The sequence below is a fragment of the Desulfovibrio ferrophilus genome (genome assembly GCF_003966735.1).
GTDB lineage: Bacteria > Desulfobacterota > Desulfovibrionia > Desulfovibrionales > Desulfovibrionaceae > Desulfovibrio_Q > Desulfovibrio_Q ferrophilus.
Window position 1 is genome coordinate 2,085,986 of record NZ_AP017378.1, and the last position, 16,078, is coordinate 2,102,063.

Genomic DNA, 16,078 nt, shown 5'->3' on the forward strand with positions numbered 1-16,078 from the left:
CGAAGGGCATCCCGGCTCACTGTAATATTGCCCGGGGGATTCAATCCTCCTGTTTGGGCAGGAACTTGGTAAAGGCATCTCTCTGTTTGTTGTTAAGTCCCACCAGTTCACAGCCGACAACAAGCGGCGTCAGCCTCCTGACCACTGCCTTGACCTTCTTGGCTCTGGGACCATCAAGGGTCAACAGATCAAAGGATAGCTTCTGACCGATCTCGAAGGATTCGCCGCCATGCTTGAAGCTGATGCCCAAAGCACATACATCAAACACCTGAAATGAATCATCCCTGTGTGGCAGCCGTGCTGAATATTCGGCCAGAGGGATACGCTTTGCGCGCCGACGCTCCTCGCCACTATATGGGCCAATGCCATCCATCGAGAACCGTTGTCTTCTTCGACCGGCCCCGTTGGTATCATTGCGCCGCACTTGCATGATCACATGCTGCATGTCCTCGGGAATCTCACCCTTGCCCGCGATGGGGGCAAGAGTTTCGGCAGCCTTATCCTTATCCCCTGATTCCATATAAGAGCGCGACAGAGCCACGCGCACGGAGGGATCCTTGGGGGTCAATTTCAGAGCCTGTTCATAGGCCCGTGCGACTTCCCGTTGAATCATATGCCCGGTCATGTGGTCGGCGACGGTCTTGAATGGATTGGGACATGCAGGGTCGACCTTGCAGGACAGAGTAAAGGCCTCTTTTGCCTTATCGTTCTGACCGAGCCAGGCGTGGGTTTCTGCAGCCTTGGACAGGAATTGGGCGCTGCGCGCCAAATCACCCTGGGATCGAAACACTTCGGCCAGTGCCTTGTAGGCCTCAGGAAAAAGAGTATTGACGCGCGCAGCCGCAGCCAACTTCTTGAGCGCCTTTTCAGGATAATTCTGTTTGAGCAGCTTGTGCCCATCCAGAAAGAGCTTCTTGGCCAACGCCTGCTGCGAGGCAATGTGCGGGGCAGGCAGAGCCTCCACTTCTTCACCCAGATGAGCACTTTCGGTCCCGGCTTTGGCCGTGCGCTTGATCACCTTCGGCGGAGCACCAAACAGAATCTTTTCCAGCCGAACCATCAACAAATACGGCGTAAAGGGCTTGTTCAGATAATCCCTGGCTCCAAGGCGCATGGCATCGTCGATCAGGCCGATCGGGGCCTTGTTGCCCAGGAGTAAGATGGGATGCCGATACAGGTGCCTGTCCAACAGGATGTCATCCAGCAAGGCAAAGGTGTTTTCCGTCGCCATCTTGAAATCCAACATCGTCACGTCGGTCTCACGCTGACGCAAAATATCGATGACCCCGGAATGATCTTCGGCAAAACGGACCTTTTCGTAACCGTTGTCTGCCAGGATTTTCCCGATGATCTGCTGGACCTGGGGCATAGGCTCCCCGACGAGTATCCCTATATTGCCCTTGAGCGACATCCCTCCCTCCCGAATCTTCCCGCACCCTCTGCGCGAAACACCCCGCAGCACGAAGAATTGGAAAAAGTTGCTTACACAACAATATCCATCAATCACAACAATAGGTCAAGATTCGAAGCCGGGCTTGCCAATGTTCCTTGGCGCAGATAGACACCGCCTACGGAGGAGACCATGACCATCGAGACCTTGCAGGCCATCATTGAAATCGCTTTTCCCCTGTTCCTGATTATGGACCCGGTGGGCAACGGAGCAATCTGTCTGTCCATGCTGGGCGACTTCTCGCCCAAACGCCAGCGGACCATCATCGGACGTGAGCTGCTTTTCGCACTGGGGATCATCCTGATGTTCATGTATGTGGGCGAAGGCCTGCTGGGTGTGTTGGATATTCATCAATCCACATTACGCATGGCTGGTGGCGTAATTCTGTTCATCATCTCCATGAAGATGGTCTTTCCCAGTAGCACGGGCGATGAGCCCGATCCCCAATCCGCCGATCCATTCATCGTGCCCATTGCCGTGCCGTTCATTGCCGGCCCCTCCTGCCTTGCCGCCGTCATGGTCTACGCGCACCGGGACAGCCTGATGATCGTCGGAGCCGCCATCATGCTGGCCTGGGTTGCCACTGCCGCATTCATGCTCATGGCACCTTGGCTGACCCGCGTCCTGGGCACTCGAGGTCTACGGGCCATGGAACGCCTGATGGGGCTTATCCTGATCCTGATGTCCTTCCAGATGCTGGAAGATGGTGTGCGTCTGTTCATCACAAGCCTCTAGGAGACATTGCGTGGGCAACGCGGTTGTACAGCCGTCCGGTTGTCCCGAGCCCGGATTTCCCCTATCATTACGCAAAGTCCCCGAGGCCCCTCAACCCAAGGAGCACCCATGCCCCCCAAGGAAGCCTATGACTGGCTGAAGGCACATCACGTGGAAACGTCCGTCCTCGAATCCATGGGGGCACTGTTGCACTGGGACCAATCGACCATGATGCCCGGTGCGGGGCACGGTCACCGCTCCGAGCAATTTGCAGCCCTGGCCAAACTGACCCATGAACGGCGGAGCGACCCCAGAATAGGCGATGCCCTTGCCGCCTGCGGCGGTTACTGGGACGAGCGGGACCCCATAGGCGTTGAGGCTGCCAACGTTCGCGAATGGATGCGCGCCTTTGAGCGCGCCACAAAAATCCCATCAGATCTGGCCGTGGCTCTGGCCCGTGCTGCCTCGGACGGCGAAACCGCCTGGAAACGCGCCCGCCCCGACAATGATTGGAAGGCCTTCCAGCCCTATCTGGATGAATTGATCCGGCTGAGGCGGGAAGAAGCCGAAGCTGTGGGCTATCAAGGCGAACCCTACGATGCCCTGCTGGATGAATATGAGCACGGCGAGACTGCCGCAACTCTGGAGCCGATGTTCCGGGAACTGCGCCATGAAATCGTCAACCTGCTGGACAGCATCAAGGGCAGCTCCAGGGCACCTGATCCGTCCATCCTGAACAACGATTATCCCACCAGCGCGCAGAAACAATTCTGCCGACAAGTGGCACAAGCTGTGGGTTACGACCTCAAGGCCGGTCGGCTCGATGCCACGGCTCACCCTTTTTCCACCCGCATCGGCCCCGGCGACGTGCGCATCACCACCCGCTATAATGAGCACAATCTGTCCGAGGCCCTGTTCGGCACCATCCACGAAGCCGGGCACGCCATGTACAGCCAGGGGCTTCCTGCCGAGCACTTCGGCACGCCCAGCGGTGTCTCGGTTTCCTTGGGCATTCATGAATCCCAATCACGACTCTGGGAAAATCTTGTGGGGCACTCCGCAGGTTTCTGGCGGCATTTCTTTCCTCAGGCCCGCGATTTCTTCCCCTGCCTGAAGGATGTCTCTGAATCCGCATTTCTGTTCGCCGTCAACGAGGTTCAGCCCACGCTGATTCGGGTTGAGGCCGATGAGGTGACATACAACCTGCACGTCATGTTGCGCTTCGAACTGGAACTGGCATTGTTACGCGGAGACCTGAGCACCACGGATCTGCCTGCGGCCTGGGATGAGAAAATGCGCGACTTCCTGGGTATCACTCCTCCGGACTTCGCCCAAGGCGTCATGCAGGATGTGCACTGGTCGGCCGGACTGATCGGCTACTTCCCGACCTACAGCCTGGGCAACCTGTATGCTGCGCAACTTTTCGAGGCGGCCTCCAAGGCCCTGGGAGACATTGAATCCCAATTTGAACGGGGCAATTTTTCTCCACTTCTCAGTTGGTTACGAGAGAACGTTCACATCTGGGGAAGTCGCATGGCCCCGCGCGAACTCGTCCGCAAGGCCACGGGCTACGAACCAGATTCCGGGGCACTGATTCGGGGTTTGAAGAGCAAGTATGCCCAACTGTACGGGATCTGACACTTTCTGACCGCCCATTTCCGATCTTCACAATGCAAAGGACTCCCCGCCGTGAGCGAGGAGTCCTTTTTTTCACTTTTTCCTTTACAACTGCTTCCCAAAATATGCTATGGGGGTAGTAAGCCGGAAATCCACCCCTACGTTTCCGGGACGGATAATCACCACCTTTTGAAGGAGGAGCATCATGAACCAGATCAGACTGCAACGCCACGGAAAGCCAGACCTTCTTTTCAATGGAGACCTCCTTGCTCAGGTGGACGACCGGGAATTCTCCGGTTTCAACGAAAACTGGATGGACACGGCTCTCTACAGAACATCTCTTGGACAATACATTCTGTATAGCGAGTTCCACATCACCAACTGCGGCAAGCGGAGCATCCCCACTGCCCTGGTTTTTTCCACGGATCAGGATCTTCTGGAATTCATGGAAGTGAGCTCGCGGCCGCTGTCACCCCTTTCGGCCGAACTGCTGCGTCAGGCATCCCTGAATGACGAGGCGTTTGATCTTTGCGGACCGCGTGTTCCCGTGGAATTCCTGCCACTGGTCCACACGGCCCGGGCCAGTTGATTTTTTCAGACACTGGCCGATTTCAAGTTGTTGGCAAGCTCTTCTGCGCCCATTTCACCTCCTCCTGGCGGCGCGGAAAGGCATTACTCGGCGCGGGCTTCGTAGCCACCACGAAGCGCCGCGCCGCACTTTTCCGAACGCCAACCTCCGCCAACTCAGCATCGCTCCATGTTGCCAGACCTGTGGCATCGGGCCGTTCCATGACCTGCACCATGTCTGACCGCCCGACAGCCTTGAGTCTGGCAATGACATCGCACCAATTATGACCGGCCAGTGTATTCAACTCTACATAACAATCCTGATGCACTTTTCCGGCATGCAGTTGCAGCATGGACTTCCCCCTGCCCATATGGCGCAGCGCCCAACCCTCCAATGCCTTCTCCACCACCCCCGCGCGAACCTCGAGAGGCCTTGCGGTTTGCGCGCAGAGCGCCCGCTCGTGAATAACCCTTGATTCACAAGCAGCTTCAATCCTGGTTAATTCCTGTCGAATGACCGCCAACTCTTCCATCATTTTTTCGGCCTGAGCCCTGTTCCGCACTTGATTCCTCTCACCCTTAGGACTCTGCGTACGCCCACTGCAATCACTCATCTTTCCCTCTTCATTCGCCTTCTTTGGCCCGAATGAACTCCATCCGGGCACCTCTGCAAAATATCCAAACGCCTGCGCAACGTCAAGCATTGCATAATTATTTGCCTATAAATTCCTTAAAACTTTACTTTGTACTCCAAACAAAAACCCCGCATCAAGATACGGGGTTTTATCTCAAGGGCAACCAGCAGGCCCAAATTCTCTCATTGAGATGTCCAGCCACGGACCAGAGGCATCCAGAACCACCCCCAGCCTACAGACACCAGGATGATCTGCTACATCATTTCGCGAGCCATCCAGATCACCCGTCCAATAACCTGAACATTGAGCTGCTCACCGACGGGAACTTCCAACGGATCATAAAAACGCCTGTTATCACTGAGCAACACAAGCATCCCTGGTTTCTTCTCCAGCCTTTTGACCACGATTTCATCATCCATGCGCACCGCATAGATCTTGCCCGCCAGGATATCATGCTGAGACAGGTCCACCAGAACCACGTCCTCATCCTCGAGGGTCGGTTCCATGCTCTGCCCGGTCACGCGCATCAAACGCATGGAATCAATCTTGCCACGGCCATTCAGCCATGCACGGCGAAACGCATAATACCCAAGGACGCGATCCTCCGTTTCCACACTGCCTCCCCCGCCGGAAAGCTTGGCTTCGACCAGAGGAATGAAATCAAATCCTTCTTCACCTCGCGCAGGTCCGGTGGGCGAATCCTCACGAACAGTACCTTGATCCAGATACATGGCGCCTCGCCCGGTCTCCATCCAAAACGGATTCAACCCATGGCCGCGAAACAACTTGAGCATCCACTCGGCAGGGATCTTATCCTTGGCCTTGGCGTCGGAGACCGCTCCCCGGCTCACGCCTAATTCTTCGGCCAAAGCGCTCTGGGTCGGCAGGTTCAAAGCCTGCATCATCCTGGCAATGATCTGCGCGGCCCCAAACCCCTCGCTGGATACGATTTTCGAACCTTGCAATTTCTTTTGTGCTTTCGCGGCCATAACAGATACCCCTCGCAGTGTGATATTGATTTTTCTCACACCCATGTACGCTTAAAATGTTCAGTCGTCAAGTAAACCAGAATAATTCAAGCTTTACTTTAGCCTTTCCAAGTCCTCGTAAATACGTCATCATGCTTATGACTCTCTTCAATCACCGACAACAACGGACAAATCATATGGTCTTCCGTCTTTTCCTGGCTTTTGCCACCGTCCCCTTGATCGAAATTTATCTTCTGATGAAAGTTGGCTCCGCCATCGGTGCGGAGGCGACCATCGCCATCGTCCTACTGACTGGTTTTGCCGGTGCATGGCTGGCCCGTGCGCAGGGCGTCAGCGTCCTGAACCGCATGCGAGCGGATATGAACAGAGGCGTCCCCCCCACGGGCCAACTTGTGGACGCCGCCCTGATTCTTGTGGCCGGAGTGGTTCTGCTGACCCCCGGTTTTGCCACGGACATCATGGGACTCCTGCTGCTCATTCCCCCGGTGCGTGCCAAGCTCAAGGAAGTTCTCGGCCGCAAGCTCGCGGACATGGCCCAAAACGGCCACGTGACCGTCATCCACCGTTAGCAGCAATGCTGGATTGGCCATGACAGGGCAGGCTCCGCCAGCAGAAACCTCTGCACACAGCAAAAGCCAGTGGAGTGATGTGTCCCTGGCCCTGCCCGATGAATACCGCCGAGCCAGAATCGATGATGATACGGCCTGGGACTGGACCCTTGTCCTCAAAGCCCGGCGCATCCCCCATCGCACCAGCCACGACGAGGATGGGTGGCACATCCTTGCCCCCATGGCCCGTGTATCCGAGGCGGCTTGGGAAATAGCCGCCTACGAAACCGAAAATCCGCCTCAAAGCAAACACCCCATCACTCCTTCCTTGCACTCCGGGTTCGAAGCACAGGGGGTCGCTCTGGTCATGGCCATGACCGCCGTTCACTACGCGGTCATTACGCGACCACTCCCGAGCTGGTCCCTTTACCCCGAAGATTGGGTACGCCTGGGCGCCGCCAATGCCCGGCTTATTCTGTCCGGGCAGTGGTGGCGCAGCGTAACAGCGTTGACGCTGCACGCCGATCCTGCTCATTTTCTGGGGAATGCTGTGATCGGAGGTGTCTTCGTCGCCTGCCTGTGCCGGGTGTCAGGCAGCGGAGCCGCATGGCTGATGTTCGTCCTGTCCGGCATGCTCGGCAATCTCGCCAACGCATGGATGCGGGGTGGCGGGCATATCTCGGTGGGAGCATCCACTGCCGTCTTCGGAGCCGTGGGCGCATTGGGAGCCTTGTCCATGGTACGAGAAGGGCGGCTGGACTTCAGGCGCGCCGCAGCACCGGTTGTGGCCGGGCTGGCCCTGCTGGGCATGCTGGGCACTGGCGGGGAACGCACCGATCTTGGCGCGCACCTGTTCGGATTCATGGCGGGGTTGCCGCTGGGCGCCAGTTGTGGCCGTCTGATCATGGTCCACGGAGTGCCGCGCCAAGAGATGCAATGGATATTGGGCATCCTGGCCCTCGGCCTGATCGTCCTGTCCTGGACCTTGGCTTTAGCCAACTAATCGACCCCAAAAAAATGCCGAATCACTCCGACAGGCACTACACCTCGTTTCAACGAATCTACTTGGTCAGCATGACCCAGCTTCCATCCCAATCCTCTGGCGGAGGATTCTCCAGATAATAGCGGCAGCGCTCTGCCCAGACCGACGAAAGCCCGTCTCCGGGATGAAGCCCCAGAACCTGCTCAAACAGGGCCAACGCTCCTTCAAAATCACGCCCACGACACACCTGTTGGCCCTTGGCAAAAAACTCCAGTGCCTGCTCCATATGCGGGAAGGTCTCGGATGTATGAAAATCCAGCACCTCGTACACGGCCACCGGGCGGGTCTTGCCCTTGACCGTCATCCGGTCCGCCTCACGCATGATATAGCTATCCTGCAATTTGGCGCAGGTAAATTCACTGACCAGGATATTGGAACGATAGGTCTTGCAGGCCGACTCCAACCGTGCCGCCAGATTAACCCCGTCGCCAATGGCCGTGTAATCCATCCGTCTCAGCGAACCGATGTTGCCCACCACCACGGGGTTGGTATTCACACCGATGCCGATGTTCACGGTCTGCTTGCCGCGACTCGCTCGATCGATATTGAAGGCGTAGAGGGCACGCATCATGTCCACGGCTGCGCTGACGGCGTTATCCTCGTCATGCCCGGTGGCAAACGGGGTACCGAACACAGCCATGATGGCATCGCCGATGTATTTATCCAGAATGCCCTGATGCTCGAACAGAATATCAACCATGATGGTGAAATATTCGTTGAGCATGGACACGGTTTCCTCTGCCCCCAGAGTCTCGGACAGAGTCGTGAAGCTGCGGATATCCGAAAACAGCACCGTAGCCTCCTGGGACTTGCCGCCCAGCATGTCGTCGCCGCCCTCCAGCAGCTTGTCCGCCACCTCCTTGGTCATGTATCGGGCCAAGGTTCCCTTGAGGCGTTTCTCACCGCTGATATCCTCGAACACCAGCATGGTGCCGAGCAGCTCCAACTTGGAGTTCTTGAGTGGCACGGCATTAAAATTCACGGTGAGGGTCTTGTCATCACACACGAACAACTCGGCATCCACGGCGATGTCAGGCTCGCCCTTGGCCGCCACCTTGGAGACCATTTCCACCACCCACTGATTGGCCCCGCTGAACAGATCGACAACGTCGCGATCAATAAATTCGTCCATCTCGCGGCACAGGATCTTCGCTGCAGCACGGTTGCATTTTTCCACGCGGCCTGTAGCCGAAAGCGTCAGCACGCCATTGCTCATGCTTTGCAGCATACTTTCGGAATAGTTCTTCATATTCAGAACATCCTCAAAGAGCTTGGCGTTCTCGATGGCAATGGCCGCCTGAGCAGAGAAGGATTTGAGCCTGCGCTCGTCCAGCCGGTTAAAGGGGCCTCCCTCTTTGTTCAGGACCTGGGTCACGCCGATAACCTTGGCCTCCTTGTTCAATACAGGACAGCAGAGAATGGTGTCTGTCTTATAGCCGGTCTTCTTGTCCACAGCCTGATTGAAACGCGCATCTGCATAGGCATCCGGGATATTGACGGTTTTTTTACTGGTAAAAACCTCCCCCGCAATGCCCATGGAATTGGGGAACCTGATCTCCAGATGATCCATGCCCTGCGCCACCTGCGACCAGAGTTCATGGGTCTTTTCATCATTCAGGAACAGGGTACTTCGGTCAGCCTGGAGAATCTTTGTGGAGGTATCCATGATCTTTTGCAGCAAAGGCAGCAGATGCAGCTCGGTGGAGATGGCCTGAGTCAGCTCCTGAAGATAGGTCTCCTCTTCACGGGCTCGCTCAACCTGCTCAAAGAGTTGGGCATTCTGCAAGGCAGAGGAGGCTTGCGAAGCCAAGGCTTCCAGCAAGGAGAGATCAGACTCCGAAAAGTCGCCCTCCTTCTTGTTCAGCAATTGCAGCACACCCACCACCTCGGACTGTTTGGTACGGATGGGTGCGGTAATGATATTTCGAGTTCGGTAGCCGGTCTTCTTGTCCACCTCGGGGTTGAAGCGCTCGTCTGCATAGGCATCGGGAATGATAATGGCCTTGGCAGAAGTAAACACAGCCCCGGCAATCCCCTTGTCATTGGGAAAACGGATTTCCTGCGGGGTATCCCCCATTGCAACCCGCGAGAACAATTCATTGGTCTCTGCATCATTGAGAAAAATCGTACCGCGGTCGGCATTGACTGCAGCCGAAGTAATCTCCACCAGACGCCGGAACAGCACATCCAGAGACAGGGAATCCGCCAGCCGGTTGGACACATCCAGCAGCGCATTCATCTTGCCCAGAACATCGGCCAGTTTGCCCAGAAATTCCTCGCGGTCCGAGGACGAAAGCGTCCCCAGCAGGCGCCTGATATCATCCTGCTCCAGCCGGTGCTCAAGAATCTGATTGAGAAGTCTGGTATCGGACTCAAACGTCGTGGCTGCCATCACACCCCTACCTCTGTCCCTGACCCCCTCAAGCATGACAAACGAAGAAACCCGTCTTCAAGATATGACAAATACATGGTTTATGACAAGAACAACCGCTTTCTGCCACAGCCTCCTGCAACCCCGGCCAAGTACGCAAGAACGCCATTCAATCCACAACCTCCCTTGCTGAGAGCGCCTGAATAACGTACTTTATAAGGAACCATTCCAAATCCTCCACGACCCGATCAAGGAGATACACATGTCCATCTATACCAATAAAGCCCTGGCCGGTCTCAAGGCCTCTCTCGCCGCTGACTCCCTGTCGCTGGGGCCTCATTGGATCTATGATACGGCTCTTATCGAACAACGCTTCGGACGCATTGAGTCACTCTCGGCCCCCGGACCGGATTCGTATCACAAGAATCGCACTGCCGGAGACTTCACTCATTATGGAGACCAGACCTTTGCCTTGCTCAAGGCCGTGTCGGAGAGCAGGGGATTCACTGTCGAAGCCTGGTTCGGCACATGGAAACGGCTGATGTCAGGGTATGACGGCTACGTGGATGGAGCCACACGCAACACTCTTTCACGTATCGATTACGGTGATGGGCCGGATGGTTGTGGGTCCAATTCAAGTGATCTGGCCGGGGCATCACGCATTGCCCCGGTGATTCTCGCCCATCACGATGACCTGGAGGCACTGGTGGATGCAGCACGCTTGCAGACCCGCCTGACCCATAACAACATTCTAGTACTCGAATCCGCCGAGTTCTTCGCTCGCACCGCCCATGGCGTCATTCACGGCGCCTCCCCCATCGAGGCCATGCAACAAGCCACCAAAGCCAACTACGTGAGTGCACCCGTGACGGATTGGCTGGAGAAAGGACTTGCCCTCAAGGAGACAGACAGCGTCGCCGCCATCGCGCAGTTCGGACAAAGCTGTAACGTCAATGGAGCTTTCCCGGGAGTGGTTCAAATCATCGCCCGACACGAGGACAATCTGGCTGAAGCACTCACGGTCAACGCCATGGCTGGTGGCGACAGTGCCGCACGCGGCCTGCTGATCGGATTGATATTGGGGGCGGCATTGGATCAGGAGGCCCTGCCTGCACAGTGGTTCAATGGCTTGAACAAGGCCGCTGATATCGAAAGGTTGGCTGGTGCCCTGCTCTAGGTCAGAAGCCGACGGCCAAGCTCCCGGGCATAAAACAGTCCTCACCAGAAACACTCAAAAACTGATAATGGATTTCCACAGGTTAGCGGTGTAAGAGAGGCCTTCACGGACCGCCGCACGGGCGGTCCTACCGCAACCTCCACGGAACGCCCATGAACGACTTGCTGCGCACGATCAAGGATACCTTTCAGGCCTCCCTTTCCGTCGCCCTGACCCTGATGCGGGTCATGATCCCCGTGATCATCGGCGTCAAACTGCTCAAGGAATTCGGACTGATCGGCTACCTGGCCATGCCCCTTGAACCCATCATGGAACTGGTGGGACTGCCTGCCAGCATGGGCATTGTCTGGGCAACGGGGCTTTTGAACACCATCTACGGGGCCATGATCGTCTTCGTTTCTCTGGCCCCGGATGCCCAGTTGACCGTGGCTCAGGTCACGGTCTTGGCCTGCATGCTACTCATTGCCCATGGCCTGCCGGTGGAGCTCAAAATCGCCAGAATGTGCGGGCCGAGCGTCCTCGGGCAGGGCCTGATTCGCGTGGGCGCGGCCCTGACCTGCGGGCTGATCATGCATCTGATCTTTTCGGGATTCGACCTGCTGCAGGGCCCCAGCACCGTGTTCTGGAATCCGGGAGCAGAGCCGACCTCGCATCTGGAGTGGGCTCTGGGTGAAGCTCGCAATCTGGCTTCGATCTTCGTCATCATCTTTGCTCTGATGCTGATGATGAAGCTCTTGGACGCACTTAAGATCACCAACCTGCTCAGCTGGTCACTTCGGCCCATCCTGACCCGCATCGGTATCGGTCCCTCAGCCTCGGCAGTCACCGTGGTGGGACTGACTCTGGGCCTGTCCTACGGCAGCGGGCTGATCATCCATGAGGCCAAGACCGGACGACTTGGAAGGAAAGATGCCTTTTACTCCCTGACGCTCATGGGGCTTGCCCATGCACTGATCGAAGACACCATGCTGATGATGATGCTGGGGGCGGACTTCACCGGCGTGTTCTGGGGTCGGCTCCTGTTCTCCCTGATCTTCATGGCACTGTTGGTCCAGGTCGTCTCCCGATTACCGCAGACCTTCTTTGACAGAACCCTGATGGCCGATTCCAGCTGAACAGCCCCGGTTTCTGATCAAACAAAACACTCACGAAATATCGTCACAAATAAAAGGACGGCAGAAAGAATCCGCCGTCCCATTCCCCCCTCTACACCCAACGGGATGTGAGGCTTCACATAAAACGCTGCTGGTCTTGGACCAGACTTTTCAAGAAGGCGTCCTTTTCCTGCGTATCCTCAGGCAGATAGACACCGGACAGTTGGTCATCCTGCGAGTCGTTGTCGCCGCTCATTGCACCCGATCCGGCATACTGAACCCCGATGATCTCCATCACCACTGTCTTGGATTCCAGCCCTGTCAAAGCCGCCAAACGCTCAACATACTTGGGAACAACACCTTCGCACTGCATGATATAATCACACAATGATTTATAGTCTTTCTCGCTCCAGGATCGCAACACGGCATCGACAGATTCGCCGGAAATCTCCACCTGGTCATGCAATTGCTTGGTCAGTCGGAATCTCTCGATGAGGTTCATAAGGGTCCTTCCCTCTCCTATTGCTACAGGTCCTTCTCTTTCCCACAAAGGGCCTTTGACTCTATCCACAATTACCAGCAACAGGCATGCCAAGCCCCTCCTCCCATCGCCCCAGACCAGATCTTGAGCAGACCAATTATCCACAACCTCTTGTCTCCCTAGCACAAAACATCTCAATACTTTTTTTAAACCTGCTACACGCTGGCATATTCGCTTCCCCTTCAAAGCCTATTGAAAGGAGCAATCACTGCTATTACAATTTTTCCCTTTGAAATTTCAAAATTATAACGATATATCGGAATCACCTTTTCATCTCTTTGCCACTCATCAGCTTCGGAGATACGATGACTGTCCGACACATGAATTTTTTCAAGCTCCTCTCCGGTGAAGTCTCACCCCAGCAACTCCTGCTCAAATTCCTGCTACTGCTTCTGGAACTCCAGAACGTCGAGCGGGGCTCCATCTGGGTTCGTGACGGCGACAACTTCACCTGTCTGGAGGCTGTGGGTGAAGAGAGTGACAATATCAAAGGGATGTCCATCTCCAAGAGCAAGGAAAGTATCGTTGGCTGGGTCATGAAAAATGGCCGAATGACCATCGCCGAAGCCGGGCGCGACAAACGCCACTTCAAACAGGTGGAAGAGGCCATGGCCGTCAAAAGCTCCCTGATTTTGGCCTATCCGTTGTTTCTCAAGGATTCATCGGTCTACGGCGTGATCGAGGTCATCGATACCAGCACCGGAGGCCGGAGCATGAACCTTTCCGAGGAGTATCTCGACTTCCTGCAAAACCTGGTGGATATCGGCTCCATCGCCCTCTCCAACTCCGTGGAGTTTTCCTCCCAGGCCCAGGAAAACAGCGAGCTCAAAAAGACCATCGAGATCATGTCGGGCCAGCGCATGGTGGCCGGCCCAAGCCCCAGCTTCCAGAAAGCTCTGCATCATTGCCGCAATTATGCAGGCAATGACTACCCGGTGCTCGTCACTGGCGAATCAGGCGTGGGCAAGGAAGTTCTGGCCCGCGAAATTCATCGCATGAGTAACCGCTGCAACAAGCCCTTCCTTGTACAGAACTGCAGTTCCATCCCGCGTACGCTCCTGGCCAGCGAACTTTTCGGCTACCGCAAAGGCGCCTTCACCGGTGCATACAGAGATAAGGAAGGATTATTTGAAGCTGCCAACGGAGGCACAGTCTTTCTGGATGAAATCGGAGACATGTCCACGGATTTGCAGGCCAGCCTGCTGCGTGTGTTGCAGGACAACGAAATCAAGCCTCTGGGTGGCAACAGGGCAACAAAAGTGGACGTTCGAATCATCTCCGCCACCAACAAGGATCTGCGCCTGGCTATCGACGAAAGGACCTTCCGCGAGGACCTCTTCTTCCGCCTGAACGTCCTGCCCGTGACTGTTCCGCCTCTGTGCGAACGCAGCGAGGACATCCCCTATCTCCTCGCACACTTCATCCGCCGAGAATCCGTCCTGCTGGGCATGGAACCCAAGCCCGTCTCCCCAGAGGCTCTCTCCATGCTGATGGCGTATCCCTGGCCGGGCAATATCCGAGAGTTGGAGAACATGGTCAAACTGGTGCTCGTCTCCTGTGACGGGCCGGAAATTGGCCCCTCTGACCTGCCCCCAACCATCGCCGCAGGATTGGCCGAAGGCCCCTTCGGTCGCCCCGTGCCCACAACCCAGCCCCCGGATCCACAAGCGGTTTACTCCGGGAAGGATTGGGAGAATGTGGAACGTGATTATGCCAACCACCTTTTGGAAAAACATCGCTGGGTCATCAGCCGCGCAGCTCGCGAAGCGGGGCTCAAGCGCAGCACGTTTGACTCCCGCCTCAAAAAACTGGGAATCCGCAAGACGAATTAACGCAGTCCTTTGATCCAAGGGGCAGCGCGTCCACCATAGCGAAGGGACAGGGGCTGCAGAGCCGGGGCATCAGGAGCACCCTGTTCGGTCTCATCAGGCAGCACCATGATATTGAAATCCCTCCCGCGCGTGGATCGTTCGTGCTCCACCGCTGCCATGTGTTCCCGCCACAGCGTCTTGGGCCGGGTTCCCGAGAACAGCCATAGGGCAGGAACCAGAACCCCACCGGGTCTCGGCGGAGGTGGCAGAGACACCTTATTCACCGGTCCGGCCTGGGCATAGGTCAACACAAGAAAATCCGCCTCAACACCCATGGACGCCGCAGCCAGGGCCACTTGGGCTCCGTTGTCCTTGCCCCACAGCCCCACCCGGTCGGGATCGACTTCCGGACGGCTGCGCAAGGCGCGCACAGCGGCCAGAGCATCCTCGCCCAACACGCGCAGACCGGCCTCCCCCTGAGCGGGAGGCCCCACGCAGGTGCGCACATCGTAAATCAACACAGCGAGCCCGTGCAGGGCTAAGGCCTGGGCAAAACCACGGGCCTGATCACGCCGGATGCACCCCGTGCAGAACGTCAGGACCACCCCAGGCACACGACCTCCCTCCGGGCGGGTAATCAGTGTTCCCGTTAAGGTTGTCCCTGCGCTATCGAAGTTCAATTCCGTTTCGGCAAACTCAATGAGCGTCCCATACCGCATGGGAGGGTCCTCGGGTAGCCAGATCAACTGATTGGGCTTCTTGATGTATTTATTCTGATAGCGATCCTTCTTGGGCAGGATGGTCACGGACCCGGCCACGGGACCTTCGCGACTAAAGCTGGGCCCATAGGTGAAGATCATGTTGGAGACCTGCTTCAGCTTGCGAAACATGCCTGTTTGCGAATCATAGAACAGAAATCCACCAAATTTATCCAACCCGTCGATGACACTTACAAACCGCCTGGAGCCCACCCGGTAATGACCAAAAAAATCCTCAGGCTCAAAGGTGTCCGCCCCGCAGCGCTCAAGATTGAAGGTATCGGCAAATGTGGCAAAACCATGGGTGCCCGCAACGTAAACGGTACCGTCCTTTTCCACGGCTACGGGGAGGTCTTCGGGGCGTGGAGGTGGTGGCAGGTCATCACGCATCTGCTCCAACAGGCCGATGTTGGGATTCATGCGAGAACTGATCACCTTGGGAGCGGGCAGCGCCGGGGGCACAGACTCGGGCACGGGTTCGAGCTTTGGTGTCGCTGGAGCCGGAGCCGAAGGTTTGGATGTTGGAACCGCTTTCGGCGCAGGGGGCACAGACTGTGGAACAACGGTATCCGGTACTGCGCGCAAGGAGGGGGCTTCTGGGCGAACTGCAGCACGAGGCACAGGAGGCGGAATCTCATCCAACCGCACCAGCCCCACATGATAGATGGGGTCCTCGGCCATCAAACGTATCGGAAACTGCCAGGCAAAATGAAGCCCGGCTGCGAGTACCGAAATGTGTAGGAGCAACGAAATCAAAACACACA

The 16,078-nt window shown here is 56.6% G+C and carries 14 protein-coding genes; 8 read left to right on the forward strand and 6 right to left on the reverse strand.

Annotation, left to right across the window (positions count from 1 at the left end; genetic code table 11):
* Window positions 1–40: 40 nt before the first annotated feature.
* Window positions 41–1,369 carry a PilZ domain-containing protein gene (locus EL361_RS09720; protein ID WP_172961704.1) on the reverse strand — a complete coding sequence of 443 codons (1,329 nt, stop codon included), beginning with the start codon at window positions 1,367–1,369 and terminating at the stop codon, window positions 41–43.
* 213 nt (window positions 1,370–1,582) lie between these two features.
* On the opposite strand from EL361_RS09720, the gene EL361_RS09725 reads away from it, so the two are divergent.
* The 3 genes from EL361_RS09725 to EL361_RS09735 all read left to right on the forward strand — a co-directional run bounded on the left by EL361_RS09725 (window position 1,583) and on the right by EL361_RS09735 (window position 4,370).
* Window positions 1,583–2,185, forward strand: a complete 603-nt coding sequence (locus EL361_RS09725; protein WP_126378976.1) for a MarC family protein — start codon at window positions 1,583–1,585, stop codon at window positions 2,183–2,185.
* 108 nt (window positions 2,186–2,293) lie between these two features.
* Window positions 2,294–3,802, forward strand: coding sequence for a carboxypeptidase M32 (locus EL361_RS09730; RefSeq protein ID WP_126378978.1), 1,509 nt, complete (start codon window positions 2,294–2,296; stop codon window positions 3,800–3,802).
* A gap of 184 nt (window positions 3,803–3,986) precedes the next feature.
* A complete protein-coding gene (locus EL361_RS09735) occupies window positions 3,987–4,370 on the forward strand; it encodes a hypothetical protein (protein ID WP_126378980.1) in 384 nt (127 codons plus the stop codon).
* A gap of 22 nt (window positions 4,371–4,392) precedes the next feature.
* Here EL361_RS09735 and EL361_RS09740 read toward each other — a convergent pair whose 3' ends face one another.
* Both EL361_RS09740 and EL361_RS09745 read right to left on the reverse strand, forming a co-directional pair.
* Window positions 4,393–4,884, reverse strand: a complete 492-nt coding sequence (locus EL361_RS09740) for a host-nuclease inhibitor Gam family protein (RefSeq protein ID WP_172961705.1) — start codon at window positions 4,882–4,884, stop codon at window positions 4,393–4,395.
* 353 nt (window positions 4,885–5,237) lie between these two features.
* Complete coding sequence (locus tag EL361_RS09745) at window positions 5,238–5,972, reverse strand: LexA family transcriptional regulator (protein WP_126378984.1); 735 nt, start codon at window positions 5,970–5,972, stop codon at window positions 5,238–5,240.
* A gap of 176 nt (window positions 5,973–6,148) precedes the next feature.
* Here EL361_RS09745 and EL361_RS09750 point away from each other — a divergent pair, with 176 nt between their 5' ends.
* A complete protein-coding gene (locus EL361_RS09750) occupies window positions 6,149–6,541 on the forward strand; it encodes an FxsA family protein (RefSeq protein WP_126378986.1) in 393 nt (130 codons plus the stop codon).
* Between the two features lie 19 nt (window positions 6,542–6,560).
* Window positions 6,561–7,523 (forward strand): rhomboid family intramembrane serine protease, encoded by a 963-nt coding sequence (locus EL361_RS09755; RefSeq protein WP_126378988.1) that lies wholly within the window; start codon window positions 6,561–6,563, stop codon window positions 7,521–7,523.
* A gap of 58 nt (window positions 7,524–7,581) precedes the next feature.
* Here EL361_RS09755 and EL361_RS09760 read toward each other — a convergent pair whose 3' ends face one another.
* On the reverse strand, window positions 7,582–9,954 hold the full coding sequence (locus EL361_RS09760; protein ID WP_126378990.1) for a GAF domain-containing protein: 2,373 nt from the start codon (window positions 9,952–9,954) through the stop codon (window positions 7,582–7,584).
* A 241-nt stretch (window positions 9,955–10,195) separates the two neighbouring features.
* Between EL361_RS09760 and EL361_RS09765 the strand changes: the two genes are divergently transcribed.
* Both EL361_RS09765 and EL361_RS09770 read left to right on the forward strand, forming a co-directional pair.
* Window positions 10,196–11,110, forward strand: coding sequence for an ADP-ribosylglycohydrolase family protein (locus EL361_RS09765; RefSeq protein WP_126378992.1), 915 nt, complete (start codon window positions 10,196–10,198; stop codon window positions 11,108–11,110).
* Window positions 11,111–11,262: 152 nt separating this feature from the next.
* Window positions 11,263–12,225, forward strand: coding sequence for a hypothetical protein (locus tag EL361_RS09770; protein WP_126378994.1), 963 nt, complete (start codon window positions 11,263–11,265; stop codon window positions 12,223–12,225).
* 115 nt (window positions 12,226–12,340) lie between these two features.
* Here the strand turns inward: EL361_RS09770 and EL361_RS09775 are convergent, their stop codons facing one another.
* On the reverse strand, window positions 12,341–12,706 hold the full coding sequence (locus EL361_RS09775; protein WP_126378996.1) for a hypothetical protein: 366 nt from the start codon (window positions 12,704–12,706) through the stop codon (window positions 12,341–12,343).
* A gap of 344 nt (window positions 12,707–13,050) precedes the next feature.
* On the opposite strand from EL361_RS09775, the gene EL361_RS09780 reads away from it, so the two are divergent.
* A complete protein-coding gene (locus tag EL361_RS09780) occupies window positions 13,051–14,577 on the forward strand; it encodes a sigma-54 interaction domain-containing protein (RefSeq protein WP_126378998.1) in 1,527 nt (508 codons plus the stop codon).
* Here EL361_RS09780 and EL361_RS09785 read toward each other — a convergent pair.
* Window positions 14,574–15,995, reverse strand: coding sequence for an alpha/beta hydrolase family protein (locus EL361_RS09785; RefSeq protein WP_126379000.1), 1,422 nt, complete (start codon window positions 15,993–15,995; stop codon window positions 14,574–14,576). The genes EL361_RS09780 and EL361_RS09785 overlap by 4 nt on opposite strands.
* Window positions 15,996–16,078 lie beyond the last annotated feature (83 nt).

Bases quoted from the DNA above. Each gene is read 5' to 3' on its own strand.
- EL361_RS09775 (WP_126378996.1), bottom strand. From the start codon at position 12,706: ATGAACCTCATCGAGAGATTCCGACTGACCAAGCAATTGCATGACCAG.
- EL361_RS09770 (WP_126378994.1), top strand. From the start codon at position 11,263: ATGAACGACTTGCTGCGCACGATCAAGGATACCTTTCAGGCCTCCCTT.
- EL361_RS09740 (WP_172961705.1), bottom strand. From the start codon at position 4,884: ATGATGGAAGAGTTGGCGGTCATTCGACAGGAATTAACCAGGATTGAA.
- EL361_RS09765 (WP_126378992.1), top strand. From the start codon at position 10,196: ATGTCCATCTATACCAATAAAGCCCTGGCCGGTCTCAAGGCCTCTCTC.
- EL361_RS09750 (WP_126378986.1), top strand. From the start codon at position 6,149: ATGGTCTTCCGTCTTTTCCTGGCTTTTGCCACCGTCCCCTTGATCGAA.
- EL361_RS09780 (WP_126378998.1), top strand. From the start codon at position 13,051: ATGACTGTCCGACACATGAATTTTTTCAAGCTCCTCTCCGGTGAAGTC.
- EL361_RS09735 (WP_126378980.1), top strand. From the start codon at position 3,987: ATGAACCAGATCAGACTGCAACGCCACGGAAAGCCAGACCTTCTTTTC.
- EL361_RS09730 (WP_126378978.1), top strand. From the start codon at position 2,294: ATGCCCCCCAAGGAAGCCTATGACTGGCTGAAGGCACATCACGTGGAA.
- EL361_RS09755 (WP_126378988.1), top strand. From the start codon at position 6,561: ATGACAGGGCAGGCTCCGCCAGCAGAAACCTCTGCACACAGCAAAAGC.
- EL361_RS09785 (WP_126379000.1), bottom strand. From the start codon at position 15,995: ATGGCCGAGGACCCCATCTATCATGTGGGGCTGGTGCGGTTGGATGAG.
- EL361_RS09720 (WP_172961704.1), bottom strand. From the start codon at position 1,369: ATGCCCCAGGTCCAGCAGATCATCGGGAAAATCCTGGCAGACAACGGT.
- EL361_RS09745 (WP_126378984.1), bottom strand. From the start codon at position 5,972: ATGGCCGCGAAAGCACAAAAGAAATTGCAAGGTTCGAAAATCGTATCC.
- EL361_RS09760 (WP_126378990.1), bottom strand. From the start codon at position 9,954: ATGGCAGCCACGACGTTTGAGTCCGATACCAGACTTCTCAATCAGATT.
- EL361_RS09725 (WP_126378976.1), top strand. From the start codon at position 1,583: ATGACCATCGAGACCTTGCAGGCCATCATTGAAATCGCTTTTCCCCTG.